The organism is Pseudomonas sp. MOIL14HWK12:I1 (genome assembly GCF_000510705.1).
GTDB classification, from domain to species: Bacteria; Pseudomonadota; Gammaproteobacteria; order Pseudomonadales; family Pseudomonadaceae; genus Chryseomonas; species Chryseomonas oryzihabitans.
In genome coordinates this window covers 41,366-67,088 of the sequence record NZ_AZNY01000013.1, presented here as the reverse complement: position 1 = coordinate 67,088, position 25,723 = coordinate 41,366, and the positions used below count along the sequence as shown (strand labels likewise).

General features: G+C 66.2%; 28 protein-coding genes. 14 read left to right on the top strand and 14 right to left on the bottom strand.

The annotated features are described in order from the left end of the window. Nucleotides 1–310 precede the first annotated feature (310 nt). On the bottom strand, nt 311–1,510 hold the full coding sequence (tyrS, locus tag PSEK12I1_RS0109650; protein WP_027601386.1) for a tyrosine--tRNA ligase: 1,200 nt from the start codon (nt 1,508–1,510) through the stop codon (nt 311–313). 167 nt (nt 1,511–1,677) lie between these two features. Between tyrS and PSEK12I1_RS0109645 the strand changes: the two genes are divergently transcribed. Together PSEK12I1_RS0109645 and PSEK12I1_RS0109640 are read left to right on the top strand one after the other, a co-directional pair. Then, on the top strand, nt 1,678–3,114 hold the full coding sequence (locus tag PSEK12I1_RS0109645) for an OapA family protein (protein WP_027601385.1): 1,437 nt from the start codon (nt 1,678–1,680) through the stop codon (nt 3,112–3,114). A gap of 1 nt (nt 3,115) precedes the next feature. Next, the gene (locus PSEK12I1_RS0109640; RefSeq protein ID WP_027601384.1) at nt 3,116–4,201 is read left to right on the top strand and encodes an anhydro-N-acetylmuramic acid kinase; all 1,086 of its coding nucleotides are present in this window, start codon (nt 3,116–3,118) and stop codon (nt 4,199–4,201) included. 18 nt (nt 4,202–4,219) lie between these two features. Here PSEK12I1_RS0109640 and erpA read toward each other — a convergent pair whose 3' ends face one another. Continuing rightward, entirely contained in the window at nt 4,220–4,570 is a 351-nt protein-coding gene (gene erpA / locus PSEK12I1_RS0109635) for an iron-sulfur cluster insertion protein ErpA (RefSeq protein ID WP_007162616.1), read from the bottom strand. 187 nt (nt 4,571–4,757) lie between these two features. On the opposite strand from erpA, the gene hemJ reads away from it, so the two are divergent. The 4 genes from hemJ to coq7 all read left to right on the top strand — a co-directional run bounded on the left by hemJ (nt 4,758) and on the right by coq7 (nt 7,131). After that, on the top strand, nt 4,758–5,183 hold the full coding sequence (hemJ, locus tag PSEK12I1_RS0109630) for a protoporphyrinogen oxidase HemJ (protein WP_007162617.1): 426 nt from the start codon (nt 4,758–4,760) through the stop codon (nt 5,181–5,183). Nucleotides 5,184–5,231: 48 nt separating this feature from the next. Beyond that, the gene (locus PSEK12I1_RS0109625; protein WP_027601383.1) at nt 5,232–6,020 is read left to right on the top strand and encodes an SDR family oxidoreductase; all 789 of its coding nucleotides are present in this window, start codon (nt 5,232–5,234) and stop codon (nt 6,018–6,020) included. Nucleotides 6,021–6,101: 81 nt separating this feature from the next. Further along, nucleotides 6,102–6,443, top strand: coding sequence for a histidine triad nucleotide-binding protein (locus PSEK12I1_RS0109620; protein WP_017642985.1), 342 nt, complete (start codon nt 6,102–6,104; stop codon nt 6,441–6,443). A gap of 40 nt (nt 6,444–6,483) precedes the next feature. Continuing rightward, a complete protein-coding gene (gene coq7, locus PSEK12I1_RS0109615) occupies nt 6,484–7,131 on the top strand; it encodes a 2-polyprenyl-3-methyl-6-methoxy-1,4-benzoquinone monooxygenase (RefSeq protein ID WP_007162620.1) in 648 nt (215 codons plus the stop codon). Between the two features lie 60 nt (nt 7,132–7,191). Here the strand turns inward: coq7 and pcaG are convergent, their stop codons facing one another. From pcaG to pcaQ, 3 genes are all read right to left on the bottom strand, one after another. Then, on the bottom strand, nt 7,192–7,803 hold the full coding sequence (gene pcaG, locus PSEK12I1_RS0109610) for a protocatechuate 3,4-dioxygenase subunit alpha (protein WP_027601382.1): 612 nt from the start codon (nt 7,801–7,803) through the stop codon (nt 7,192–7,194). 10 nt (nt 7,804–7,813) lie between these two features. Beyond that, nucleotides 7,814–8,539 (bottom strand): protocatechuate 3,4-dioxygenase subunit beta, encoded by a 726-nt coding sequence (gene pcaH, locus PSEK12I1_RS0109605; protein WP_027601381.1) that lies wholly within the window; start codon nt 8,537–8,539, stop codon nt 7,814–7,816. Between the two features lie 100 nt (nt 8,540–8,639). Next, nucleotides 8,640–9,563: a pca operon transcription factor PcaQ gene (gene pcaQ / locus PSEK12I1_RS0109600; protein WP_027599095.1), complete on the bottom strand. Its 924-nt coding sequence runs from the start codon at nt 9,561–9,563 to the stop codon at nt 8,640–8,642. 116 nt (nt 9,564–9,679) lie between these two features. Between pcaQ and PSEK12I1_RS0109595 the strand changes: the two genes are divergently transcribed. From PSEK12I1_RS0109595 to PSEK12I1_RS0109575, 5 genes are all read left to right on the top strand, one after another. Next, nucleotides 9,680–10,372: a TetR family transcriptional regulator gene (locus PSEK12I1_RS0109595; RefSeq protein WP_027601380.1), complete on the top strand. Its 693-nt coding sequence runs from the start codon at nt 9,680–9,682 to the stop codon at nt 10,370–10,372. Between the two features lie 97 nt (nt 10,373–10,469). Next, entirely contained in the window at nt 10,470–10,970 is a 501-nt protein-coding gene (gene ureE / locus PSEK12I1_RS0109590; protein WP_027599097.1) for an urease accessory protein UreE, read from the top strand. Further along, complete coding sequence (locus PSEK12I1_RS0109585; protein WP_027601379.1) at nt 10,967–11,638, top strand: urease accessory protein UreF; 672 nt, start codon at nt 10,967–10,969, stop codon at nt 11,636–11,638. Before ureE ends, PSEK12I1_RS0109585 begins: the two co-directional genes overlap by 4 nt. A gap of 11 nt (nt 11,639–11,649) precedes the next feature. Continuing rightward, on the top strand, nt 11,650–12,264 hold the full coding sequence (gene ureG / locus PSEK12I1_RS0109580) for an urease accessory protein UreG (protein ID WP_007162627.1): 615 nt from the start codon (nt 11,650–11,652) through the stop codon (nt 12,262–12,264). 28 nt (nt 12,265–12,292) lie between these two features. Further along, nucleotides 12,293–12,865 (top strand): HupE/UreJ family protein, encoded by a 573-nt coding sequence (locus PSEK12I1_RS0109575; protein WP_027601378.1) that lies wholly within the window; start codon nt 12,293–12,295, stop codon nt 12,863–12,865. A gap of 4 nt (nt 12,866–12,869) precedes the next feature. On the opposite strand, the gene PSEK12I1_RS0109570 is transcribed toward PSEK12I1_RS0109575, so the two are convergent. Together PSEK12I1_RS0109570 and PSEK12I1_RS0109565 are read right to left on the bottom strand one after the other, a co-directional pair. Further along, nucleotides 12,870–14,126, bottom strand: coding sequence for a metallophosphoesterase (locus PSEK12I1_RS0109570; protein ID WP_027599100.1), 1,257 nt, complete (start codon nt 14,124–14,126; stop codon nt 12,870–12,872). A gap of 10 nt (nt 14,127–14,136) precedes the next feature. Beyond that, entirely contained in the window at nt 14,137–15,765 is a 1,629-nt protein-coding gene (locus PSEK12I1_RS0109565) for a glycosyltransferase family 39 protein (protein WP_231500987.1), read from the bottom strand. A 257-nt stretch (nt 15,766–16,022) separates the two neighbouring features. Between PSEK12I1_RS0109565 and PSEK12I1_RS0109560 the strand changes: the two genes are divergently transcribed. From PSEK12I1_RS0109560 to PSEK12I1_RS0109550, 3 genes are all read left to right on the top strand, one after another. Further along, entirely contained in the window at nt 16,023–16,550 is a 528-nt protein-coding gene (locus tag PSEK12I1_RS0109560) for a DUF3455 domain-containing protein (RefSeq protein WP_027601376.1), read from the top strand. Between the two features lie 83 nt (nt 16,551–16,633). Continuing rightward, nucleotides 16,634–17,161 (top strand): sigma-70 family RNA polymerase sigma factor, encoded by a 528-nt coding sequence (locus tag PSEK12I1_RS0109555; protein WP_027601375.1) that lies wholly within the window; start codon nt 16,634–16,636, stop codon nt 17,159–17,161. Further along, entirely contained in the window at nt 17,158–17,868 is a 711-nt protein-coding gene (locus PSEK12I1_RS0109550; protein ID WP_037006875.1) for an anti-sigma factor domain-containing protein, read from the top strand. Before PSEK12I1_RS0109555 ends, PSEK12I1_RS0109550 begins: the two co-directional genes overlap by 4 nt. A gap of 9 nt (nt 17,869–17,877) precedes the next feature. On the opposite strand, the gene PSEK12I1_RS0109545 is transcribed toward PSEK12I1_RS0109550, so the two are convergent. The 7 genes from PSEK12I1_RS0109545 to PSEK12I1_RS0109515 all read right to left on the bottom strand — a co-directional run bounded on the left by PSEK12I1_RS0109545 (nt 17,878) and on the right by PSEK12I1_RS0109515 (nt 25,612). Next, nucleotides 17,878–18,636 (bottom strand): SDR family oxidoreductase, encoded by a 759-nt coding sequence (locus PSEK12I1_RS0109545; protein ID WP_027601374.1) that lies wholly within the window; start codon nt 18,634–18,636, stop codon nt 17,878–17,880. A 250-nt stretch (nt 18,637–18,886) separates the two neighbouring features. Continuing rightward, nucleotides 18,887–20,608, bottom strand: a complete 1,722-nt coding sequence (locus PSEK12I1_RS0109540; protein ID WP_027601373.1) for an aconitase X — start codon at nt 20,606–20,608, stop codon at nt 18,887–18,889. Between the two features lie 2 nt (nt 20,609–20,610). Further along, nucleotides 20,611–21,327, bottom strand: coding sequence for an ABC transporter ATP-binding protein (locus PSEK12I1_RS0109535; RefSeq protein ID WP_007162636.1), 717 nt, complete (start codon nt 21,325–21,327; stop codon nt 20,611–20,613). Next, nucleotides 21,324–22,199 (bottom strand): ABC transporter ATP-binding protein, encoded by an 876-nt coding sequence (locus tag PSEK12I1_RS0109530; protein WP_027599107.1) that lies wholly within the window; start codon nt 22,197–22,199, stop codon nt 21,324–21,326. The genes PSEK12I1_RS0109535 and PSEK12I1_RS0109530 overlap by 4 nt, the downstream gene beginning before the upstream one ends. Further along, the gene (gene livM / locus PSEK12I1_RS0109525; RefSeq protein WP_027599108.1) at nt 22,196–23,476 is read right to left on the bottom strand and encodes a high-affinity branched-chain amino acid ABC transporter permease LivM; all 1,281 of its coding nucleotides are present in this window, start codon (nt 23,474–23,476) and stop codon (nt 22,196–22,198) included. Before livM ends, PSEK12I1_RS0109530 begins: the two co-directional genes overlap by 4 nt. Nucleotides 23,477–23,479: 3 nt before the next feature. Further along, on the bottom strand, nt 23,480–24,394 hold the full coding sequence (locus PSEK12I1_RS0109520) for a branched-chain amino acid ABC transporter permease (RefSeq protein WP_027599109.1): 915 nt from the start codon (nt 24,392–24,394) through the stop codon (nt 23,480–23,482). Between the two features lie 96 nt (nt 24,395–24,490). Continuing rightward, nucleotides 24,491–25,612 carry a branched-chain amino acid ABC transporter substrate-binding protein gene (locus PSEK12I1_RS0109515; RefSeq protein WP_027599110.1) on the bottom strand — a complete coding sequence of 374 codons (1,122 nt, stop codon included), beginning with the start codon at nt 25,610–25,612 and terminating at the stop codon, nt 24,491–24,493. Between the last annotated feature and the right edge of the window lie 111 nt (nt 25,613–25,723).

The following is a 25,723-nucleotide window of genomic DNA, read 5'->3' as shown; positions in this document are numbered from 1 at the left end:
TACGCTGTCCTCACATCCTGTCAAGCGTTGATTTGAACTTTTTCGTTTCAACTCAACCACTTGCGCTTGCCTGACCGGTCTAACCAATCTCGGCAGCGGGAGGCGAATCCTACAGCATCCCAAGACGCTGTCAACCCCCTCCGCTTCACTTCGCTGTCACCCGAAGGTGAGAACCAAATGGCGAAGAATCCATGGNCCCCTCACCCGACTCAGACCTAAGTGCTTGATTTTCAAGCCGCTTCAGCGCCTGCGCCGGAAGTGGGGCGCATTATAGGGGAGTTTTGGGGCAGGTCAACAGGTTATTTCAAATTTATTGCTGACGGACGCTGATGCGGGCAAAAGCCTTCTTGCCGGCCTGACATATATAGGTACGCCCGATCTCGAACAGGAAGCCGCGATCGACCACCTCGCCATCCACCTTGACGCTACCCGCCGCCAGCAGGTCGCGGGCTGCTGCTGCGTTCTTCACCAGTCCAGCCTTGTTGAGGACGGCAGCGACCGGCAGCGCCGCATCGGTTTCCAGCTCGACTTCCGGCAGGTCTTCCGGCAGCTCGCCATCCTTCATGCGGTTGCCCGCGGAACGGTGGGCGGTCTGGGCGGCTTCTTCTCCGTGGAAGCGGGCCACGATCTCTTCGGCCAGCTTGATCTTGATGTCGCGGGGATTGGCGCCCTGCGCAACATCGCTGCGGAACTGGGCGATCTCTTCCAGGCTGCGGAAGCTGAGCAGCTCGAAGTAACGCCACATGAGGGTGTCGGGAATGGACACCAGCTTGTTGTACATGACGCCGGGCGCTTCCTGGATGCCGACGTAGTTGCCCAGGGATTTGGACATCTTCTTCACGCCGTCCAGACCTTCGAGCAGCGGCATGGTGAGGATGCACTGGGCTTCCTGGCCATAGGCGCGCTGCAGTTCGCGGCCCATGAGCAGGTTGAATTTCTGGTCGGTACCGCCCAGCTCGACATCGGCGCGCAGGGCGACGGAGTCATAGCCCTGGACCAGGGGATAGAGGAACTCGTGGATGGCGATGGGCTGGTTGCCGGCGTAGCGCTTGCTGAAGTCGTCGCGCTCGAGCATGCGCGCTACGGTGTACTGGGAAGAGAGGCGAATGAAGTCGGCCGGCGACAGCTGATCCATCCAGGTGGCATTGAAGGCCACTTCGGTACGGGCCGGATCGAGGATCTTGAACACCTGGGCCTTGTAGGTCTCGGCATTCTCCAGCACCTGCTCGCGGGTCAGCGGCGGGCGGGTGGCGCTCTTGCCACTGGGGTCGCCGATCATGCCGGTGAAGTCGCCGATCAGGAAGATGACCTGGTGGCCCAGCTCCTGGAACTGGCGCAGCTTGTTGATCAGCACGGTGTGGCCAAGGTGCAGATCCGGAGCGGTCGGATCGAAGCCTGCCTTGATGCGCAGCGGGGTGCCACGCTCCAGTTTTGTTACAAGCTCTGACTCGACAAGCAGCTCATCTGCTCCACGCTTGATGACCGCCAGCTGCTCCTGGACCGTTTTCATGGGGGCTTCGCCTCTGAATTTCGAAAGCGTGAACCTTATCAAGATGCCCCTAGTAGCCGCCAGCCGGCACGTCGGATCACCACCCCAAAGGGTTGTGACAGCCAGATTTTGATTATATTTTAGGCAGTTATTCACTTCTTTTAACGTCAGATCATCACTTTAGCTAAATGACGAAGCCAATCCCCAAAAGTCCGTTCTACCCCAAAAGCCACCTCGTGGCCGCCAGCGGGGTGGCCGCACTCTTGAGTCTGGCCTTGCTCGTGTTTCCCTCTCAGCAGGTCGAGGCGAAACGCACTTCCATCAATCTGGATGTTGAACAGGACGCCCGGCGCGTCGTGCAGGGTCAGGATGACCTGAAGGAGCAAGTGCTCGCAGATACTCAAGCCGCGGACACCCAGTCCCCCTCCCCCTTTGCCCAGGTCGCCCCTGAGCAGACGGAAGCTCAGACCGCCGAGGACGCGCCTGCCGAAGAGGAAGTTGCCGCCACCGAGAGCGTCGAGCCGCAGTGGAAGACCGAAACCGTGCGCAAGGGCGACACCCTCTCGACCCTGTTCGAGCGGGCTGGCCTTGCCGCTGCCGTGGTGCACGAGGTGCTGGCCAGCAGCAAGGAAGCCAAGAAGCTGACTCGCCTGCGGGTGGGCCAGAAGATCGAGTTCCAGCGCGATCACTCAGGCGGCCTGCTGGCGGTGCGCACCAAGCTCACCGCGCTGCAGACCCTGTCGCTGGTCAAGTCCGACCAGGGATATGAGGTCGAGCACAAGACCGTTACCCCGGACATCCGCAAGGCCTATGCCCAGGGCCGGATCAGCAGTTCGCTGTTCGCCTCGGCGCAGAAGGCCGGACTGTCCCATGACATGACCATGGCGCTGGCCACCATCTTCGGCTACGACATCGACTTCGCGCTGGACATCCAGGAAGGCGACGAATTCGAAGTGGTCTACGAGGACAAGGTGGTCAACGGCAAGCACGTCGGCTACGGCAACATCCTGGCCGCCCGCTTCGTCAACAAGGGCAAGGCCTACACGGCCGTGCGCTACACCGCCAAGAACGGCACCACCAACTACTACACGGCGGAAGGCGGCAGCATGCGCAAGGCCTTCATCCGTACCCCGGTGGAGTTCTCGCGGATCAGCTCGCGCTTCACCATGGGCCGTTTCCACCCGGTGCTGAACAAGATGCGCGCGCACAAGGGCGTCGACTATGCCGCGCCCACCGGTACGCCGATCCATGCCACCGGCGACGGCAAGATCGCCAAGGCCGGGCGCGAGAATGGCTACGGCAACGTGGTCATGATCCAGCACGGCAAGACCTACACCACCGTCTATGGCCACATGAGCCGGATCGCCAAGGGCATGCAGGCCGGCGCCTCGGTGAAACAGGGCCAGGTGATCGGCTATGTGGGCATGACGGGCCTGGCGACCGGTCCGCACCTGCACTACGAATTCCGCATCAATGGCAACCACGTCGATCCGCTCGGGGTGAAACTGCCGATGGCCGATCCCATCGCCAAGAACGAGATCTCGCGCTTCCTGGCCCAGAGCCAGCCGCTCATGGCCCGCATGGACCAGGAGCGGGCTTCGCTGCTCGCGATGAACAAGCGCTGAGATGGAGCGCTACCTGGGGGTGATGTCCGGCACCAGTCTGGATGGACTGGATATCGCCTTGATCGAGCAGGATGAGCGGACCCGTTTCGTTGCTGCCCTGGGCGTGCCCATGCCGGACGCGCTCCGCCGCGACCTGCTGGCGCTGTGCGCGCCCGGCGACAACGAGATCGAGCGCATCGCCCGGGCCGAACAGGCCTGGGTCGGGCTGGCCGCCCAGGGTATCGCCGAACTGCTGGCGCAGCAGGGGCTGACGCCCGCGGATATCCGTGCCGTGGGTAGCCATGGCCAGACCATCCGCCATTTGCCGGCGCAGGGCTACACCCTGCAGATCGGCGATGCCGCCCTGCTGGCCGAGCTGACCGGCATCGATGTCATCGCCGACTTTCGCCGCCGCGACCTGGCCGCTGGTGGCCAGGGCGCGCCCCTGGTCCCGGCCTTCCATGCCGATCTCTTCGGCCTGGACCGTCCGCGCGCGGTGCTCAACATCGGCGGCTTCAGCAACGTGACCCTGCTGGCACCGGGTCTGCCGGTACGAGGCTTCGATTGCGGACCGGGCAATGTGCTGCTGGATGCCTGGATCCACCACAGCCAGGGGCGGCTCTTCGACGCCGATGGCGCCTGGGCCGCGCAGGGACAGGTCGTGCCGGCGCTGCTGCAGGGGCTGCTGAGCGATCCCTTCTTCGTGAAAAGCGGACCAAAGAGCACCGGGCGCGAGCATTTCAACCTGCCCTGGCTGCAAGCGCATCTCGCCCGGCATGAGGCGCTGGCTCCGGCCGATGTTCAGGCCACCCTGGCCGAATTGAGCGCCCGCAGCATCGCCGACAGCATCCTGGCAGCCCAGGTGGTGGACGAGGTGCTGGTCTGTGGCGGGGGGGCGCACAACCGGGATCTGATGGCGCGTCTGGCGCGGCTACTGGCGCCGGCCAAGGTGCAGAGCACCGCAGCCTATGACGTGTCGCCGGACTGGATGGAAGCCATGGCCTTTGCCTGGCTGGCCCAGCGCTTCTGCGAGCGCCTGCCCGGCAACTGCCCGGAAGTCACCGGCGCCCGCGGCCTCCGCGTCCTGGGTGCGCTCTATCCGCACTAGGCCAGAGGCTGTGCAAGGTCAGATGGAGAAGGACTGACCGCAGCCGCAGGTGGTGGCGGCGTTGGGGTTCTTGATGACGAAGCGCGAACCTTCCAGGCCTTCCTGGTAGTCCACCTCGGCGCCGGCCAGGTACTGGAAGCTCATGGGATCCACCACCAGGTGCACGCCATCGCGCTCTATGACGGTGTCGTCGTCGGCGGAATCTTCATCGAAGGTGAAGCCGTACTGGAAGCCCGAGCAGCCGCCACCCGTGACGAAGACGCGCAGCTTCAGGCGGGGATTGCCCTCTTCCTCGATCAGGTTCTTCACCTTGCTGGCCGCGCCCAGAGTGAACTGCAGGGGGGTCGGGGTGAAGGTTTCAATGGTCATTGCCGTAGTCTCCCGGCTTGCGCCGAACACAATTCAGTCAGGAAATTATCCGCTTGCCCGAGCAAAAGGGTCAACTATTGCACGACCACGGGAGCCTGGCCGAGATGACCGGAGTGAATGACTTGCCGGCAGCGCCACTCTAATATCGCGCCGCCTGATGACGCCGATTGATAAGGAGAACGCCCCGATGCTCTATCTTTGGTTGAAAGCCTTCCACCTGATTGCCCTGGTCTGCTGGTTCGCCGGCCTGTTCTATCTGCCGCGCCTGTTCGTCTATCACGCCCAGAGCAGCGACGCCGTGAGCCATGAGCGCTTCTGCCTGATGGAGCGCAAGCTGTACCGCGGCATCATGCTGCCGGCGATGATCCTGACGCTGGTGTTCGGCATCGGCCTGCTGGTGATCAACCCGAGCTGGCTGACCCAGGGCTGGATGCACACCAAGCTGGCGCTGGTGGTGGTGCTGATCGGCTATCACCATGTCTGCGGCGCCATGCGCAAGAGATTCGAGCGCGGCGAGAACAAGCGCAGCCATGTGTTCTATCGCTGGTTCAACGAGGTACCGGTTCTGGTGCTTATCGCCATCGTCATCCTGGTGGTGGTCAAACCCTACTAGGTGCGCGGTGGATCCGCCGGCGACCGGCGTTTTCCTGGAGAAAGCAGTATGCAGCGTTATGCCCTGGTAACCGGTGCCTCGTGCGGGATCGGTCTGGCCCTGGCCGAGGCCCTGGCGCGGCGGGGTCAGCCGCTGATCCTGCTGGCGCGGCGCAAGGACAAGCTGGAGAGCATCGCCGCCGAGCTGGCCCAGCGCTTCGACGTGGAGGTGCTGTACCGGGTCTGCGATCTGGCGGAGCCGCTGCACCTGACCGGTCTGCTGCACGAACTGGAGCAGAGCGAGAGAGCCATCGGCCTGCTGGTCAACTGCGCCGGGATCGGCAGCGGCGGGGATTTTCTCGCCGCCGACTGGCCGCGGGTGCAGGAGCAACTGGAGCTGAACATCCTGGCGCTCACCCGCCTGTGCCATGCCCTGGGCCAGCACATGGCGATCCAGGGGGGCGGCCAGATCCTCAACGTCGCCTCGACCGCGGCCTTCCAGCCCATTCCCTACATGAGCAGCTATGCGGCGACCAAGGCCTATGTGCTGCACTTCTCCGAGGGCCTGCGCGAGGAACTCAAGAAGCGGGGGGTGTCGGTGTCGGTGCTCTGCCCCGGCCCGACCCGTACCGCCTTTTTCAAGAACGCCGGGCTGCACACCGGGCGCATGGAGCAGAGCAAGCTGCTGATGTCCGCCGAAGAGGTGGCCCTGGCCGCGGTGCACGGACTGGAAAGACGCCAGGCGGTGATCGTCCCGGGCTGGCGCAATCGCCTGGGCAGTCTGCTGCCCCGCTTCTTCCCCCGCGCCCTGGTGCGTTCGGCCGCGGTGCGGATCGGCAAACTCTTTCAACCCGCGTAAGGGTGATCCCGCCGGCGGCACCTGACCCCGGGCGGCAGCCGCTGGTACACTCGGGGTCTATTCAGCCAGCAGGAGATCGACGTGGATTGTCTGTTCTGCAAGATCGTCGCCGGGGACATTCCGGCCAAGGTGCTCTACGAGGACGATCAGGTCATGGCCTTCCATGACATCGCCCCGCAGGCGCCCGTGCACTTCCTGGTCATCCCCAAGAAGCACATCGCGACCCTGCACGACCTCAGCGAGGCCGATGACAAGCAGCTCGCCGGCCATATCCTCTTCACCGCTCAGCGCCTGGCGCAGGAGCAGGGTTGCGAGGAAGGCTTCCGCGTGGCGATGAATTGCAACGCCCTGGGTGGCCAGACGGTCTATCACATCCATATGCATGTGCTGGGCAAGCGGCAGATGACCTGGCCTCCGGGCTGAGCCACGCTCTGTCCTTCCTTCGCCCGCCAAGGAGATCACCTTGAGATCCAAGCGCCTCTACTCCCCCCTCGATCGACTGCTGATCCAGGCGGATACCGCCTTGCGTACCCTGACGCCCTTCAGTGGCGCTCCCACCCGCAGTTCGCCGGCCATTCCACTCAAGGACGCCGAACTGAGCGATGAAGAACGCCGTCACGCGGCCGGCCTCATGCGCATCAACCACACCGGCGAGGTCTGCGCCCAGGCGCTGTACCAGGGTCAGGCGCTGACCGCCAAATTGCCGGAAGTGCGCGAAGAAATGGAAAAGGCGGCCGACGAAGAGATCGATCACCTGGCCTGGTGCGAGCAGCGCATCCGCGCCCTGGGTGAGCGTCCAAGCCTGCTCAATCCCCTCTTCTATGGCCTGTCCTTCGGGATCGGCGCCGGTGCCGGCCTGATCAGCGATCGCCTGAGCCTGGGCTTCGTCGCCGCTACCGAGGATCAGGTCTGCCGCCATCTGGACGAGCACCTGGACAAGCTGCCGGCGGCCGACGCCAAGTCCCGCGCGGTGCTGGAACAGATGCGCAGCGATGAAGAACAGCACGCCGAACATGCCCTGGCGGCCGGTGGCTGGCGCTTCCCCGCGCCGGTCAAATACGGCATGAGTCTGGTGTCCAAGGTGATGACCAAGACCACCTACCGCATCTGACCTGCGGCTGGCGCCCACGAAAAAGCCCTGCCTTGGCAGGGCTTTTTGCTGTTCGGACGACTAGATGTCGAAGAAGACCGTTTCCTGCGGGCCCTGCAGATGGATGTCGAAGCGATAGGCCAGGCGGCCATCGATCTCGCAGCGACGCGCCAGCAGGGTGGCCCGGCGTTCCGGCTCCGGCAGGTTGTAGACAGGGCAGCGGGCGTTGGCTTCGGCTTCATCGTCGAAGTAGAGGCGGGTCTGCAGGTGGATGTTGATGCCGCGGGCGAACAGGGTGACGTTGATGTGCGGCGCCATGGGCTGGCCGCGCTGATCGGCGACCTGGCCGGGCTTGACGGTGTGCAGCGTCCAGTCGCCGGCATCGAAGGTGGTGGCGGTGCGACCAAAGCCGTTGAAGGCCTTTTCCACGTCATAGACCGGATCGTAGTGGCCCTGGTGATCGGCCTGCCAGAACTCCAGGAAGGAATCGCGCACCAGGTTGCCGTTGCCGTCGAACACCTGGCCGGTGAGCAGGATGTGCTCGCCCGGCGCGCCGGGCTTGGCCAGCTGGTTCCAGATCTCGACCTCGCGGGTGGGGTTGCCGGCGGCGGCCAGGGCCAGGCCGATGTGCACATAGGGACCGGCGGTCTGGGAGGGGGTTTCCGGCAGCAGGGCGTGGCTGTTGGGGGTCATGTCGGCGTCCTCAGTGGTGTTCGAAGAACGTCTGCCGCGCGCCGCGGGTGACGATGTCGAAGCGATAGGCCAGGCAGTCCATGGGATTGGCCATGCTCATGTCCAGGCGGGCGATCAAGGTCTGGACGGCATCGGGATCGGCGATGGACTTGACGATGGGGCACAGCGGGATCAGCGGATCGCCCTCGAAATAGAGCTGGGTGATCAGCCGGGTGGCGATGGCCGGCCCCATGACCGAGACGTGGATGTGCGCCGGGCGCCAGTCGTTGCTGCCGTTGCGCCAGGGATAGGGACCCGGGCGGACGGTACGGAAGACATAGTTGCCCTGGCTGTCGGTACGGGTGCGGCCGACGCCGCCGAAGTTGGGATCGAGCGGTGCCAGGTAGACGTCGTTCTTGTGCCGATAGCGACCGCCAGCGTTGGCCTGCCAGATCTCCACCAGGGAATTGGGCACCGGCTTGCCGAACTGGTCACGCAGGGTGCCGAACAGGATGATGCGTTCGCCCTGGGGCAACTGGCCGGTGCCGAAGTTGAGCAACAGGTCGTTGTCGTGCGGTCCCAGCGGCAGCCGCGAGAAGTCCGGGCCACTGCGCTCGGAAGCCGTCTGGTGCTGCAGGCTGACCAGCGCCTGGCGCGGCGAGCGGGGAATCGAGGATTTGTAGGCGGGCGTATAGGCCTGGGGATGCCAGGTGCGATCACGGGCGACGTAGCGAACGTCGTGGGGCTTGTTATACATTGGAATGCTCCTCGGAAGGATCGGGGCCAAGAGCTGGTTGATCCCAGTGTGGCCCAGGGCGCCGCCTGGCTGAATTGAAAGCTGCGCCCTTCCCCATAACCTAATGGTTAAGTGTCAACTCGCCGGCCACCTCGCGCAGGACGTCGCAGAATCTCTGGGTGGCCAGTGACAGGGGCACGCTGCCATTGCGGCAGATGCCGACCGAACCCCCGGCTTCGCGCACGCCAAGCTCCACCTCCACCAGTTCGCCGCTGGCCAGGTCGCGGCGTACCGCATCCAGCGGGGCAATCCACAGGGCCTCGCTCTGGCGGACGTACTGGCGGCTGAGGGTCGGCGACAGGGTTTCCAGCCGCTGGGGACTGAGAGGAATGCCGCACTGGACGAAGAGACTCTCGGCGTGACGGCGAATGGTGGTCCCGGGCAAGGGCAGCACCAGGGGATAGCGCGCCAGGGTCGCCAGGTCCGCCGGCAGCGCCTGGCTCAACGGATGTCCCGGGCGCACCACCAGGGTCAGGGCCTCGGTATAGAGGTGTTCGAAGTCGAGGCCATGGATGTCCGGGCTGTCGGTCATGCGGCCGACCACCAGATCCAGGTCGCCGACGCGCAATTGTCCGAGCAGATAGGCGCTGGGACCGGTGGCGACGTTGACGATCAGCTGGCGATGACGGTCATGCAGGCGCATCAGGACCTCGGGCAGCACCTGGCTTTCGACCGTCGACAGGACCCCGACCCGCACCAGGCCGCCGGCCTCGCCACCACGCACCAGTTGCATGCCCTCGCGCAGGGCCTGGACGCAGGGACCGGCGTGGCGCAGGAACAGCAGGCCCGCCTCGGTCAGGGTCACCTCGCCCTTGCCGCGCTCGAACAGGCGCACCTCGAGGATTTCCTCGAGTTCGCGGATGGTCTTGGAGATGGCCGGCTGGGACACGGCGATGGCATCGGCGGCCTTGGCGAAGCTGCGCTGCTGGGCGATCTCCAGAAAGCACAGCAGGTGGCGAAACTTGATACGGTTGTCGAGATTCATGACGCTCTCAAGGCAAGGCACGGGCCAGAGACTACCACCCGGCGGTCACGGAAAACCCTTGGAGTCAGCAGGGGCATCCTTTGCTACAGTGCCGCCTTGTCTTCCGAGATCTCTCCATGTCGATCCGTGCCCAGCAGAAGCTGCAAACGCGCCAGGCGCTGCTGGAATCGGCACGCCTGCTGATGAACAGCGGCCGCGGCTTCGGCAGCCTGAGCCTGCGCGAGGTGAGTCGCCAGGCCGGGATCGTGCCGGCGGGTTTCTATCGCCACTTCGCCGACATGGAGAGCTTTGGCCTGGCGCTGGTGGCCGAGGTGGGCGACACCTTTCGCGACGCCCTGCGCCAGGTGCGTCATCACGAATTGCAGCAGCGCGGCATGATCGAGGCCTCGGTGGAGATCTTTCTCGGCGCCGTGAGCGACAACCGTGATCAATTCCTCTTTCTCGCCCGCGAGCAATACGGCGGCTCCCTGGCCGTGCGCCAGGCCATCGCCGAGTTGCGCCAGCGCATCACCCAGGACCTGGCCCGTGACCTGCTCGCCCTGGGTCGCCTGCCCCACCTGAGTCCGTCGCAGATCGATGTCCTCGCCGACCTGGTGGTGAAGACGGTGTTCGCCACCCTGCCGGAGTTGATCGATCCCCCACCCCTGACCACACCGCCGCCGCTGTGGCCGGCGGCGAAGATGGTGCAGCAACTCAAGCTGATCCTGATCGGCAGCAAGCATTGGCGGCGCGGCGAGCGCGCAAACGCCCCAAAAGAGGGCGTTGCTCTGCTAGCCGATGCAAGGGCGCACCAAATAAGAGCAACCTAAACGCCAGGTCAACTCATGGCGCCCCAGAACCAGGCGACTTGCGCGCCTTGGCAGGCACCTTGCTGTAGAGCTGGGCAAAACTGCCAAGAGTCCTGCCATGCTGGTCGTCCAAAGCCGCTGCGCGCCCAGGGATACCTGGGACGCCGAACTCCACCTCACCTACGACGCCCGCAGCAAGAGTCGCCTGAGAGCCACCACCAGCGCTGGCGAAGACGTCGGCCTTTTTCTCGAACGCGGCCAACCGCCGCTGGCCGATGGCGACTGCCTGGAAGCCCGCGATGGCCGCATCGTGCGGGTCGTCGCCCGCCCGGAAAAGCTGCTGCATGTGACCTGCGCCAGCGCCTTCGAACTGACCCGCGCCGCCTATCACCTGGGCAATCGCCACGTCGCCCTGCAGATCGGCGACGGTTGGCTACGGCTGCTGGACGACTACGTGCTCAAGGCCATGCTGGAGCAGCTCGGCGCCCGGGTCAGCGAGATCGAGGCCGGCTTCCAGCCCGAGCACGGCGCCTACGGCGGCGGTCACCATCACTCGCACCATGGCGAGGAAGGCTTCAACTACGCACCCAAGCTGCACCACTTCGGCGTGCGCACGTGAATTCGCCCTTCGCGCTGCTGCGCCTGGCCAGTCCCCAGTTGCCGATTGGCGGCTACAGCTATTCCCAGGGACTGGAACTGGCCATCGACAGCGGCCTGATCCGCAGCTCGGCAGAGGCCGAGGTCTGGCTGCGCGACAATCTCGAACTCAATCTGGCGCGCTTCGAAGCGCCGCTGCTGCTGGCCCATTGCCAAGCCGCCGCGGCGGGCGACTGGACGCGCCTGAGCGAACTGGCCGAGCACCATCGCGCCAGTCGCGAAACCGCGGAATTCCAGCTGGAAAGTCGCCAGACCGGCTATTCCCTGGCGCAACTGCTGCTCGGTCTGCCGGAGTTGGACGACAGTAGCCGCCGCCTGCTCGGCGAACTGGCTCCGACCTTCGCCCTCGGTTGGGCGCTGGCCGCTCGCGCCTGGGCGATCGCACCGCGAGCGGCGCTGGACGCCTGGCTGTGGACCTGGCTGGAAAATCAGCTGGCGGTGCTGATGAAAACCCTGCCGCTGGGCCAGCAAGCGGCCCAGCGCCTCACCTCCCTTCTGCTGCCGACCCTGACCGCCGTGGCCGAGCAGGCCGCTGCCCTGCCCGAAGCGCACTGGGGCGGCGCCCCCTTCGGCCTGGCCCTCAGCAGCATGGCCCATGAGCGGCAGTACAGCCGCCTGTTCCGTTCCTAGGAGATCCCCTGATGACTACTCAACCCCTGCGCGTCGGTATCGGCGGACCGGTCGGTTCCGGCAAGACCGCCCTCACCCTGGCCCTCTGCCGCGCCCTGCGCGAGCGCTACAACCTGGCGGTGGTGACCAACGACATCTACACCCGCGAAGACGCCGATTTCCTGGTGCGCAACGAGGCCCTGGCGCCCGAGCGTATCCTTGGTGTGGAGACCGGGGGCTGTCCGCACACCGCCATCCGCGAAGACGCCTCCATCAACCTGGAAGCGGTGGACCAGCTCAACCGCCGCTTTCCCGGCCTGGACCTGATCCTGGTGGAATCCGGCGGCGACAACCTGTCCGCCACCTTCAGCCCGGAGCTGTCCGATCTGACCCTTTACGTCATCGACGTCTCGGCCGGTGACAAGCTGCCGCGCAAGGGTGGCCCCGGCATCTGCAAGTCGGATCTGCTGGTGATCAACAAGATCGACCTGGCCGAGCAGGTCGGTGCCTCCCTAGAGGTGATGGATCGCGACACTCGCAAGATGCGCGGCGACAAGCCCTTCGTCTTCAGCAACCAGAAGACCGGTCTGGGACTGGAAGAGATCATCGCCTTCATCGAGAAGCAGGGTCTGCTGACCGCCGCCTGAGTCCAGGAAACCATCCCAAGGAGCCCCCATGAAACACGCCAAGATCCTCGCCACCGCTGCCCTGCTGCTCGCCCCGGCCCTGGCCTTCGCCCATCCGGGTCATGCCGAGAACGGCCTGGCCGCCGGGGTGCTGCACCCCCTGACCGGTCTCGACCACCTGCTGGCCATGTTCGCCGTGGGGCTCTGGGCCGCGCAGCAGCAGGGCAAGGCGCGCCTGGCGCTGCCCTGCACCTTTGTCGGCACCATGCTGATCGGCGGCCTGCTGGGCTTCGCCGGGCTGGAGCTGCCCTTGCTGGAGACCGGCATCGCTGCCTCGGTGCTGGCCCTGGGTCTGCTGGTGGCCCTGGCCGCCCGTCCGCCGGTGGCCGCCGCCGTCGGCCTGACCGCCGCCTTCGCCCTGTTCCACGGCGTGGCCCATGGTCTGGAATTGCCGGAAATGGGCAATCCCTGGGCCTATGCCGCCGGTTTCGTCGCCGCCACCGCCACCCTGCATGCTCTGGGCTATGCCGTGGTGCGCTACCTGCCCCAGGCGGCCACGCCGCTCGTGCGACTCGCCGGCGTCGCCACGGCCGTGGCCGGGGGCTGGCTGCTCGCCGCCTGATCCGTCAGGCGATCCCCAGCTGCTGGCGCAGTCGCGCCAGCACACCCTCTTCCGCCACCGCCGGCAGTTGCGCGGTATAGCCGCCAAACCCGGCGAAGCGTGTGGCGAAATCCACCTCGAGCACGAATCTGTTGTCGAACTGCGGCGACGCCAGGGGTGCCAGCACCTCGGCCGTATAGGTGTCGCGCGGATCGTTGCCCAGCCGCACCGGCAGGTCGCCACTCTGCTGGCGATAGGCGACCCAGGGCGAATAGGTGAAGGCCTCCAGTCGGCCCCGCGCCAGGTCCAGTTCCAATAGGCGCAGCAGGCCGTTGCCGCCGGCGTATTCGGTCTGGTAGTTGATCAGCAGGAGATCCACCGGATGGCCCAGGTCATTGGTCATCCGCAGGTGCCCACTGCCGTGATTGTGGCCGTTGAGGGTGAGGAAGATCTGGTCGTTGCGGCGGATCAGCCGATTCCACAACCGTATCCCGGTGTCGTTGCGCCGGGTGGAAAGCACCGGCTGGCCGTTCACCAGGTCAACGATGTTGTGCGAGGCCAGGATGGTCGGCAGGTGCGGATAGCGATCCAGCATGCCCTGGGCCCAGTCCAGACTCTGGTCCGAGGGGCACCAATCCAGGGTCAGCAGCAGAAAGCCCTGCCCCAGCGCCGAGAAACTATGGGCCTCGTTGAGACCGGTGACGTCGCGTTCGATGAAGGTGGCCTGGCGCGCCGCCCGCTCACGGCCGAAATACTGGGTGAAGAGTTCGCGACCGTCACGCAGGCGGTCCTCGGTGTAGAGCTCGACGACATCATGGTCGCCAGTCATGACACTGTAGGGCACCCCGGCCTGTTCAAGGCGTGCCATGGCGTGACTGGCCAGGGCCCACTCGCCGCGCTGCTCGGCGTTTTCCACCAGATCGCCCAGGTGCACCACGAAGGGCAGGTTCAGCGCCGCGGCGTTGTGCGCCAGCCAATGGGTCTGGGCATGAAAGGCCAGCGCTGGCGGATAGCCCAGGTGGCCATAGCGCTCCACCCGCCGGCCGTTGGGTTGCATCTCGTGGTTGTTCTCACTGTAGTACTGGGTATCGGGGAGGACGCCGAGCACGAAGCTGCTGCGCGACGGCAGCGGCGCCAGAGGAGCGAAGGCATGCCGCTCGAACCAGTGGGCGCGGTGTTCCGGCAGGCCGTAGCGCTGGGTCGGCTTGCAGGCGGCCAGCAGCGGCAGACCGGCCAGCGCCAGGCACAGCCGGCGACGTTTGAAATCGGGCGAATCGGTCATCACAGCGGCCTCAGGGCAGGTAGTAGGCCTGCCAGCGATTGTCGTTGAAGCGCCCTTCCAGCACCGGCTGGCGGCTGGCCAGCGGCGTGCCGGCCAGGGCCGCCTGGCTGTCGGCATCGAGCAGCACATAGGCGGGTCGGGTGACCTGGGCAAGCTGCCCTGCCTGGCCGATATCGATAAAGGTCGGCAGGGGCACGTCGTAGTCGAGATTCATCAGGTAGCGGAAGGCCTTGGTGTCCTGGCCCAGGCCAAAGAACACCAGTTGCCCCGGTTCACCCTGGCGCAGGCTTTCCAGGCGGGTGACGAAGGCGCGGGTGTCGTAGCGCAGCGCCTGCATCGGATCCAGCGCCAGCACCACCAGCAGCCATTGCGCCAGGGCCGCCGCGGCCAGGGGCATGCCCAGGCGGAAGGCCCCGCGCTCGCGCCAGGCGGCCACCAGGGCGAACAGCGCCAGGATGGCGAAGGCACCCAGCAGGAAGCGCAGGTCCAGCTCGGGCCACCAGCCGGCGGCCTGCAGCCGGGGTTGCTGCAGCTTGACCAGCACCCCGAGCACCAGCGGAAAGATCACCAGCAACGGCAGGAACAGCCGCCGTACCCAGGCCAGGGCGCCCTGCCCCTGCAGCAGCACCCAGGCGCCGAGAGCCGCGCAGGCCGGAATGGCCGGCAGGATGTAATAGGGTTTCTTGAAGGTGGGAATCGACAGGGCCACCACGATCAGCGCGGCGAAGCCGGCCAGCTGGAGCAGCAGGCGACTGTCCGCCTGCGCCTGGCGCTGCCGCCAGTGGTGTCTCAGCGTCGGCAGGGCCAGCAGCGCCAGGGGAAAGGCCGGGGCGTAGCGGTAGAGGCCCAGCTGCAGGAAGTACCACCAGGGATAGCCGGCACCGTCGGTGTCGTCCAGCCGCCCGGAGACCTGCATGCGCAGCACGTCCTCGACGAAGGGCATACCACCGGTACGCCAGGCCAGGCCGAACAGCAGGGCGCAGCACAGCGCCAGCACCACGGCGCCGACCAGGCCGTAGCCGAAGCTGCGCCGCCAGTCGCCCTGCACCAGCCAGTAGACGCAGACCACGCCACAGGGCTCGATCAGGCCCAGCGGCCCGCGCACGGCGAAGCCGGCGGCCATGCACAGGAACACCAAGCCGCGCCGCCGGGACAAGCCGCGCTGGTCGGCGCTCCACAGCAGATAGAAGCAGCCCAGTGCCGCCAGGGTGACGAATTGATCGAGGCAGATGGAGCGCGCCTTGGCCAGGAAGCCATTGGTGAGCAGCAGCACCAGCACCGCCAGCAGGCCCCAGGCGCGAGACCGCTCGGCCAGCAGGCGATAGAGCAGCCCGACGATGGCCGCCGAGGCCAGGGCGGTGGGAATCACCGTGGCCAGGCGATTGACCTCACCGAACAGCTGGGCGAAGACGTCGATCAGCAGGGTGGAGGTGGCGGGATAGTCGGGGTAAGGCTGTCCGTAGCTGGTCGGGAAGGCACTGGCCCCATGGCGAAACATCTCCTGGGCGAAGAGTGCGAAGCGGCCGTCGAAGCCGATGAAGGGCTGCTCCCACAGCCCCAGGGTGAACAGCGGCACCGCCAGCAGACACAACGCCAGACTTTCGAGGCGCAGGCGCGCCGGACTCGGGATGGACGACACGCGGCAGGACTCCGGCAGGCTGGGAAGGACGGGCTCGCGACCCGGCGCCACTATCGCCGAACAACCTTAGGGATCGCTGAAACCAGGCTGACGGCAGGCTGACAGAAGCCGCAGGACAGAGCGGTTCGGCCGCGAGGCGGTGGCGACTATGCCGCTGCATTGAAAATTTTTCATGACAGCTGCATCCAGGGCGCCGGCTGCCGGGTATAGCCCCTACAGTCCAGTCGACTGTGCCCCTCTCAATCCGGAGCAAGCGCATGAACAACACCTATAGCCGTTGCAGCATCCTGGCCCTGACCGCCCTGCTGAGCACCCCGCTGCTGGCGCAAGGCGAGTTGCCCGAAGCCGTCCGCGTCCCCGCCGGCAACAGCCTGATGCTGGAAACCGTAGGCAAGGGCACCATCGTCTACGAGTGCCGCGACAAGAAGGACATGCCCGGCCAGACCGAGTGGTTCTTTGTCGGTCCCAAGGCCGACCTGCATGATCGCCAGGGCAAGCAGGTGGGTCGCTACTACGGTCCGCCCGCAACCTGGGAAGCCAGCGACGGCTCCAAGGTGGTCGGCAAGCAACTGGCGATCGCCCCCGCCGGCAGCGGCAACCTGCCCTATCAGCTGGTGGAGGCTGCGCCCGCCGAAGGCAAGGGCGCCTTCCAGGGCACCACCTACATCCAGCGCACCGCGCTCAAGGGTGGCGTGGCGCCGGCCAAGGCCTGCACCTCGGCCAACAAGGGCGAACGGCAGACCGTGAATTACCAGGCGGATTATCTGTTCTGGAAGAAGGGCTGAGGTCCAGGGGACAGCCAGGAGCGGATCGGCTAGGCTCGGCTGATCCGGTCGCCACCCTGGCGTCCCCAGCCTGGCGCGATTTCGTGACCGATCCCCTTTACGATCCCGCTGCACTGCTCGCCGCCTGTGCCCGGGGCGAGCGCGCCGCCCTGCAGCGGCTCTACCAGAACGAGGCGCCGCTCTTGCTGGGCATCGTCCTGCGCCTGGTGCGCGATCGCGGACTGGCCGAGGACATCCTCCACGACGCCTTTCTGCGCATCTGGCGCGGCGCCGCCGGATTCGCCCCGGAGCGCGGTACGGCCCGCGGCTGGATGTGCAGCATCGCGCGCAACCTGGCGCTCAACGCCCTGCGCGATCGCCAGCGCCTGGTGCCCCTGGCGGACGGGTGGGAACCCCTGGCCGAGTCGGCCGATCCGGCGCGAGAGGCCGACGGCCGTCGGCTGGAGGGCTGTCTGCAGAACCTGGAAGCGCCGCGGCGGGAGGCCATCCTGGCCGCCTACCTGGATGGCTGCTCCCATGGCGAGATCGCCCAGCGCCTGCAGGCACCGCTGGGCACGGTGAAGAGCTGGATCACGCGCGGCCTCAAGGCGCTCAGGGAGTGCATGACATGAACGGCGATACCCCCCTGCCCCCGGACGAAGAGCGCGAACGCCTGGCCGGCGAATACGTGCTCGGTACCCTGGATGCCAGGGAGCGCCGTCGCGTGCAAGGTGCGCTGGCGACGGATGCCCGACTGGCCGCTGCGGTGGCGCGCTGGGAGGCGCGGCTGCAGCCGCTGGCCGAGCGGGTGCAGCCCGTCGAACCCGGCACGAATCTCTGGCCGCGCATCGAGCGCAGTCTGGGTGAGGCCGACGCCAAGGCCACCACCCGGCGTGAGTCGCTGTGGCACCGCCTGGCACTCTGGCAGGGCCTGAGTGCGGCAGGGCTGGCTGCCAGCCTGGTGCTCGCGGTGCTGTTGCTGATGCGTCCGGTCCCCACGCCAAGCTACCTGGTGGTGCTGGCCGCGCCCAGCGATCGGACGCCCGGCTGGGTGATCCAGACCGCCAGCGCCCATGACCTGCAGCTGATTCCCCTGGGGCGCGACGCCGTGCCGAGCGGCAAGACGCTGCAATTCTGGACCAAGGCCGACGCCTGGCAGGGTCCGGTATCCCTGGGTCTGGTACAGCCGGGACGCACCCTGCAGGTGCCTCTGGACCAGCTGCCGCCGCTGGAAGCCAATCAGCTGTTCGAGCTCACCCTGGAAGACCAGGGCGGCTCGCCTACCGGCCGACCCACCGGGCCGATCCAGTTCATCGGCCGGGCGGTCAAGGTGCTCTAGGCCGACGTCTCAGCTCTTGCGGTGGATGTTGAAATTGCTGAACGCCTGACAGGTCGCCATCAGCTGGATGCGGTTGATGTTGACGTGCGTGGGCTGGTTCAGCGTCCAGTGGATGGATTCGGCGATGTCGTCCGGGGTCAGGGGTTCGGTGCCGGCATAGACGGCATCGGCCTTGGCCTTGTCACCCCCGAAGCGCACCACCGAGAATTCGCTTTCGGACAGGCCCGGCTCGATGTTGGTCACCCGCACCCCGGTGCCCAGCAGGTCGGATCTCAGGCTCAGGCTGAATTGCTTGAGGAAGGCCTTGGTGGCGCCATAGACATGGCTGCCCGGATAGGGATAGTCGCCCGCCACCGAGCCCAGGTTGACGATACCGGCCCCGGCGCCATGGGCGATCAGCCGCGGCAACAGCAGGCGGGTGCAATAGAGCAAGCCCTTGATGTTGGTATCGACCATGGTGTCCCAGTCGTCCAGGTCGCAGCTCTGGGCGGGCGTGTTGCCCAGCGCCAGACCGGCGTTGTTGACCAGGGCGCGCAGCTGGTTGAATTCTTCCGGCAGGCCGGCGACCGCGGCTTCCACGGCGGCGCGATCCTGGACGTCCAGCACCAGCGGCAGCACCTTGGCCTGACCGGACAACTCCTCGGCCAGGGCGTGCAGGCGATCCTCGCGGCGACCGGTGATGACGATCGACCAGCCGTCCTTGGCGAAGCGGCGAGCGGTGGCGGCGCCGAAGCCGGAGGTGGCGCCGGTGATGAAGATCGAAGACATGAAAGATTCCTTCTGCGAGGGAGGTTGGCCGAGGCCCACGATAGCTCAGGGGCATTGGTCAGGCGAATACCCAGATCGCCACAAATCCAGCGGATCAGTTATAACGCCTTGGTATTGCAGGGTTTTCCGCGCACTGGCGAATTTTTGAACAGTTCTCGCCAGGCCAGGCGCCCCGGGCCTCACGCCCGGCTATGCCAAGCTTATCCACAGGACGATCCACGGAATTCCTGTACAGAACTCGGACCGGGCTTCAGGTGGATAAGTCCGCTGCCACGAGCCAGGCAGGCGGTTCGGCCGGTGCCAGTCCGGTGCAGGCTGCCTCGACACAGGCAGCGAGGCCGGCGAAGCGCAGCTCGCGCCCGGTGAGGCCCGGGCCGTAGTGGGCGAACTTGCCGGAATTGGTCAGCAGGGTGCGGGCCTGGGGCGGTACCAGGGGTTCGCCAAGCATGCACCAGCAGGTGTCCCCGACCAGCTGGGCGCCGAAGACTTCCAGTTCGGCCAGGCTGCCAGAGCGCTCGGCCGCCGCGCGCACCTCGCGGCCCAGGGTGATCACCAGCGCCACCTCGGGATGCCGCTGCCGCCCGCGACAGAGTTCGGCCAGGCGCTGGCACTCCTCGGCGGAGAAATGCGGATTGCCCAGGGCCACCAGCTGCACCTCGCGCGCGACGGCGCTGTCCAGTTCGGCCCAGGCCTGGCGCAGATCGGCCAGGCTGATGTCTTCGATCTCCAGCTCGGGTGCGGCCACTGCGGCCAGGGTCGGCGCCTCGGGCGTCACCCCGACCAGATGGAACAGCGGCGCCGCCGAGGTGGTGGCGAAGGCGGCGCCAAAGGCCTTGAGATCGTCGCGACTGGGCCGGCTGTTTTCCAGCCCCAGCACCGCCGGAATCCGCGTGGGTGAACGCAGGCCGATCCAGTAGCCGAGCAGTGGATAGAAGGCGTCGTCATGGCCCTCGGGTACGGTGACCCGCAAGACCTTGGCCGCGCGGCGACCGCTGTCCAGGTGGCAGCCGGCCAGAGGAGCCCGACCGGTCAGGGCGGTACAGATATCGAGGAAGTCGGCGTACTTCTGGGTGCGCGCGCCCAGTACGCTGTTGGCGAAGACCACGGCATTGGATTCGGCCCAGACCACCTGCTCGCCCAGGCTCGGGGCGCTGTCCAGCAGATAGGGGGCACAGGTAAAGGTGGGACGGCAGCCTAGGGCCACATAGGCCTCGGCCAGGGCAGAGGCCGGCTCACCCAACGCCGGCGCCACGCCCTGCGCGCGCCAGCGGCGTTGATCCACCGATACCGCATTGAGAGTCGTAGGTACCTGTACCCGACCGCCCCACTCCACCAGGCGCTGGGCGAAGGCCAGGCTGGCCGGACCGGTGTAGATGCAGCCGTCGATATGGGCCTGGGTGATGTCGAGCAGCTCGCGGGCACCCTGCAGGTGCGCCATGCGCACCAGGATCTTCATCGCCGCCTGGACGGCCTGGCCCTCGGCGCCCGCCAGCTTGGCCTGGTCGGTCGCGCTCAGCTGCAGGTCGGCAGGGGCCTCGCTAGTGGAGTCGGGAAAGAACTCTCCCGGCGCGCCGACCCAGCCATCGTGTACCGCGATCTCATCCTGCTCGGCGAGCGCGGCGAAGGCCTCGGCGCCCAGGCTGACCACCGGCAGGGAGCGACCGAAGAGTTCTTCCGCGACGATGGCACCCAGGCTGAGGATCTCGTCCGGCTCGGCCAGTACCAGCGCTGCCGGTCCGCGTCCCGCCAGCAACAGCTCCAAGAGCACGGCGCTGCCGGTGCAGGAACCGCGTCCACTGGGAATGGCCAGGATGCGTCCGGCCAGTTCCAGGCCGTGCAGGGGATGGTGGCGATCGATCACCCGGCCGCTGGCCGGATCGACGCCACCCCAGAAACTCAAACCCAGGGGCGCCCAGGCCAGGCGTCCCCGGGCATGGCCCGCGACCAGACAGCGACCGCGGACCGCTGCCACCGCTAGTGGCCGCCCAGGTAGGCTTCGCGCACCTGGGGATTGGCCAGCAATTCCTGGCCACTGCCGCTCATGCGGATCTCGCCGGTGACCATCACATAGGCGCGGTCGGACAGGCGCAGGGCATGGTTGGCGTTCTGCTCCACCAGGAAGATGGTCATGCCGCTCTGGGCCAGCTCGCGCAGGATCTGGAAGATCTGCTTCACCACGATGGGCGCCAGACCCAGGCTGGGTTCGTCGAGCAGCAGCAGCTTGGGTCGCGCCATCAGCGCCCGGGCGATGGCCAGCATCTGCTGTTCGCCGCCGGACATGGTCATGGCGCGCTGGTTGCGACGCTCCTTGAGCCGCGGGAAGAGCTCGAACATGCGCTGCATGTCCTCGTCCACCCAGCGGGTGCCGATGGGAATGGTGCCCATCAGCAGATTCTCCTCGACCGTCATGTCGGGGAACACATGGCGCCCCTCCGGTGACTGGGCGATGCCGTTGGAGGCCACGTAGTGGGCGTTCTTGCGGGTGATGTCCTCGCCCCGGTAGAGGATCTGCCCGTTGCGCGCCTGGGGCTGGCTGAAGATGGACATCAGCAGGGTGGACTTGCCGGCGCCGTTGGAGCCGATCAGGCTCACCGTCTCGCCCTCGTTGATGGACAGGGAGACGCTCTTCAGCGCCTGGATCGGCCCGTAGAAGACGTCGACGTTACGGAATTCCAGGATCGGCGTGGTCATGCCACCTCCTCTTCTTCGGCGCCGAGGTAGGCGGCGATGACCTTGGGATCGTTGCGGATATCGGCCGGCAGGCCGCGGGCGATGACCTGGCCATGATCCAGCACCACGATGTGGTCGGAGATGTTCATCACCATGCCCATGTCGTGCTCGATCAGCACCACGGTGATGCGGTGCTGGTCGCGCAGCAGGCGGATCATCCCGGCCAGCGCCTCGGTCTCGGCCGGGTTGAGACCGGCGGCGGGTTCGTCCAGGCAGACGATCTCCGGACGGGTGCACATGGCGCGGGCGATTTCCAGGCGGCGCTGCTGGCCGTAGGAGAGTTCGCCGGCCAGACGATTGGCGTGGTCCACCAGGTCCACCACTTCCAGCCAGTAGAAGGCCGTATCCAGCGCCTTTTCCTCGGCACGGCGATAGCCGGGGGTATTGAGGATGCCGGTGATCAGGTTGCGGTTGCACTGCATGTGCTGCGCCACCAGCAGGTTCTCCACTACCGACATCTCCTTGAACAGGCGGATGTTCTGGAAGGTGCGGGCGAGCCCTGCGCGGTTCACCAGGTGGGTGCCGCCGAACATCTTGTACCAGAGCCGGCTGCCGAACTGCACCGGATTGACGAAGTCGGTGGCCTGGAAGCGCTCGCCCATGATCTTGCCGACGCGGGTCGAACGGCCATCGGCGGTATCCAGGCGGATCTCGCCATCGGTGGCCTTGTAGAAGCCGGTCAGGCAGTTGAACACCGTGGTCTTGCCGGCGCCGTTGGGGCCGATCAGCGCGGTGATGGAGTGTCGCTGGATATCGAAGGACACGTCCGAGAGGGCCTTGATACCCCCGAATCTCATGCCCAGACCGCTGACGGTCAGAATGTTGTCGCTCACGGCGCCACTCCCTTGCGAATCGCGAAGCCACTGCGGGCGATACGGATCAGGCCACGCGGCCGCCACATCATCATCACCACCATCAGCACGCCGAACACCAGCATGCGGATGTCGCCGAATTCGCGCAGCAGCTCGAACAGCAGGGTCATGACGAAGGCCGAGACCACCACCCCGACGGTGGAGCCCAGGCCGCCCAGTACCACGATGGCCAGCACCAGCACCGACTCGAAGAAGTTGAACGAGGCCGGGTTGATGAAGCCCTGGTAGGTGGCGAAGAACACCCCGGCCAGGCCTGCGGTGGAGGCACCGATCATGAAGGCGGAAAGCTTGACCAGCACATGGTTCAGACCCATGGCGCGGCAGGCGATCTCGTCTTCGCGCAGGGCTTCCCAGGCGCGGCCGACCGGCATGCGGGTCAGGCGGTGCTTGATGTAGAGCACCAGCAGCACCACCAGGAACAGCACGGTATAGATGAAGATCATCGTCGCGTTGGGATTGTAGCTGATGCCCAGCAGTTCGTGGATGGGCACCCCGCCCTCCTTCGCCCGGCGGCCGAATTCGATGCCGAAGAAGGTCGGCGAAGGTGCGGCGATGCCGTTGGGGCCCTTGGTCACTTCCAGCCAGTTGTTGAGCACCAGGCGGATGATCTCGCCGAAGCCGAGGGTGACGATGGCCAGGTAGTCCCCGTGCATGCGTAGCACCGGGAAGCCGAGGATCGCTCCCGCCACCGCCGCCATGACCGCCGCGAGCGGCAGCATGGTCCAGAAGCCCAGCCCGAGGTACTGGTAACCCAGCGCCAGACCGTAGGCACCGATGGCATAGAAGCCGACGTAGCCAAGGTCGAGCAGACCGGCCAGGCCCACCACGATGTTCAGGCCCAGGCCCAGCAGCACGTAGATCAGGCAGAGGATGATGACCGTCAGCCAGTACTTGGTGGCCAGGAAGGGAAAGGCGATGGCCACCAGAATGACGATGGGCAGGATGAATCTCAGGTTGGACTTGTGCCCCGGCGGCAGCACATGGACACCGCCGTCGTTGCGCTTGAAGGACTCGATCCAGTCACGGCCCTTGGCGGTCTGGCCGAACAGGCTGAGCAGGAAGCGGCCGGCCATGACCACCGCGACCATGATGCCGACGCGACCGGGCTCGAGGTTGTAGCCGTAGCCGTCGAGCACGATGCCGACGATGGGGCCGAACAGGATCAGCGAGACCAGGCCCACCATGAGGGTGTCGCGCAGCACGACCTTGAGGTCGAAGGAGGAAGACGTCTGACTCATGGATTACACCTTCGTGACCTGGGGTTTGCCGAGCAGCCCCTGGGGCCTAAAGATCAGGATCGCCACCAGCAGCGAGAAGCTGAAGACGTCCTTGTAGTCCGAGTTCACCAGGCTGGCGAACTGGGCTTCGGAGATGCCGAGGATGATGCCGCCGAGCATGGCGCCGGGCAGCGAGCCGATGCCGCCGAGCACCGCCGCGGTAAAGGCCTTGATGCCGATGATGAAGCCGGCATAGAAGTCGAAGGTGCCGTAGTTGAGGGTGATCAGCACCCCGGCCAGCGCCGCCATGGCCGCACCGATGATGAAGACGTAGGAGATCACCCGGTCGGTGTTGATGCCGAGGATCTGCGCCATCTTGCGATCCTGCTGGGTGGCCCGGCACATGCGGCCGAGGGTGGTCTTCTGGATCACGTAGGTGAGCAGGCCCATGCCGATGATGGAGGCCAGGATGATGAAGATCTTGGTGTAGGTGATGATCACGAAGCCGTCGCCGATGTGCAGGCGCAGGGCGCCGTCGAGCAGCGTCGGTACCCCCTGCTGGCGCGCGCCCTGGGCGAGCTGCACGTAGTTCTGCAGGATCAGCGACATGCCGATGGCCGAGATCAGCGGCGCCAGGCGCGTGGAGTTGCGCAGCGGCTTGTAGGCGATCCGCTCGATGGCCCAGCCGTACACGGAGGTGACCACCACGGTGAAGATCAGGGTGCCGAGGATCAGCACCGGGAAGGAATGCAGGCCGAACACGCTCAGCAGGGCGATGCCGATGGCGGCGAGATAGGCCGACACCATGTACACGTCGCCGTGGGCGAAGTTGATCATGCCGATGATGCCATAGACCATGGTGTAGCCGATGGCGATGAGTCCGTAGACCGAGCCCAGGGTCAGGCCGTTGACCAGTTGTTGCAGGAAGATACCGTCCACGTTTGCAGTCTCGCGCTGGATGGATGACGAGGGCCGCCGGCCGCCACCTCGTCCTGGGGCGGAGACGAGGCGGCGGCGGGCGGATTCACGCGAGGATCAGGGCAGCTGGTGGTACTTGCCCTTGTCGTCCCATTCGTACATCACGTAGTCGGAGACCTTGAGGTCGCCCTTGCTGTCCCAGCTCTTCTCACCCAGGACGGTGTTGACGCTGTGGGACTTCAGCCACTCGGCGGCCTTGGCGCCGTCGGTGCCCTTGATGCCGTTGAAGGCGGCGGCCACGGCCTGCAGCGAGGCATAGGAGTAGAGGGTGTAGCCCTCGGGCTCGTAGCCGGACTTGCGCAGGGTTTCCACCACGGTCTTGCCGGCGGGGTTCTGCAGCGGGTCGGCGCCGAAGGTCATCAGCACGCCCTTGGTGTACTGGGCGCCACCGGCGGTGGTGACCAGGTCGGCGGAGACGATGCCGTCGCCGGAGACGAACTTGGCGGTCACGCCCTGCTCGCGCATCTGCCGCACCAGCGGACCGGCCTCGGGGTGCAGGCCACCGAAGTAGACCACGTCGGCGCCGGAGGCGCGGATCTTGGTGACCAGGGAGTTGAAGTCCTTCTCGCCGCGGGTCAGGCCCTCGTAGAGCACCTCTTTCACGCCGCGCTTGTTGAGCTGCGCCTTGGTGGCGTCGGCCAGGCCCTGACCGTAGGTGTCCTTGTCGTGGATGATGGCGACCTTCTTGGCCTTGAGGGTATCGACGATGTAGTCGCCGGCCACGATGCCCTGCTGGTCGTCACGTCCGCACATGCGGAACACGCCGGTCAGGCCACGCTCGGTGATCTTGGGATTGGTGGACGCCGGGGTGATGGAGATGATGCCGGCTTCGTCGTAGATCTCCGAGGCGGGCATGGTGTTGGAGGAGCAGAAGTGGCCGATCACGGCCTTGACCTTCTCGGAGTCCACCAGGCGGTTGGCCACGGCCACGGCCTGCTTGGGCTCGCAGGCGTCGTCGCCCTGCACCAGCTTGATCTTCTCGCCATTGATGCCACCGGCGGCGTTGATGTCCGCCGCGGCCTGGGTAGCCCCCTTCCAGAACTGCTCGCCATAGGCGGCGCTGGCCCCGGTGAAGGGACCGGCGACACCGATCACGACGTCGGCATGCGCCAGGGAGGAGAGAGTGAACGCAGAACCGATAGCGAGAGCCAGAATGCCTTTTCTGTAAATCTTCGACATGGGAGGTTTGCTCCAGAGGGTGGTTGGCCTTTTCGCCGGAGCAAAGCCTGTGCCATCAGCCAGTTGTGTACCGGGCGCAAAGGCCATTTGCCGCTACTGCGATGAGCCAAA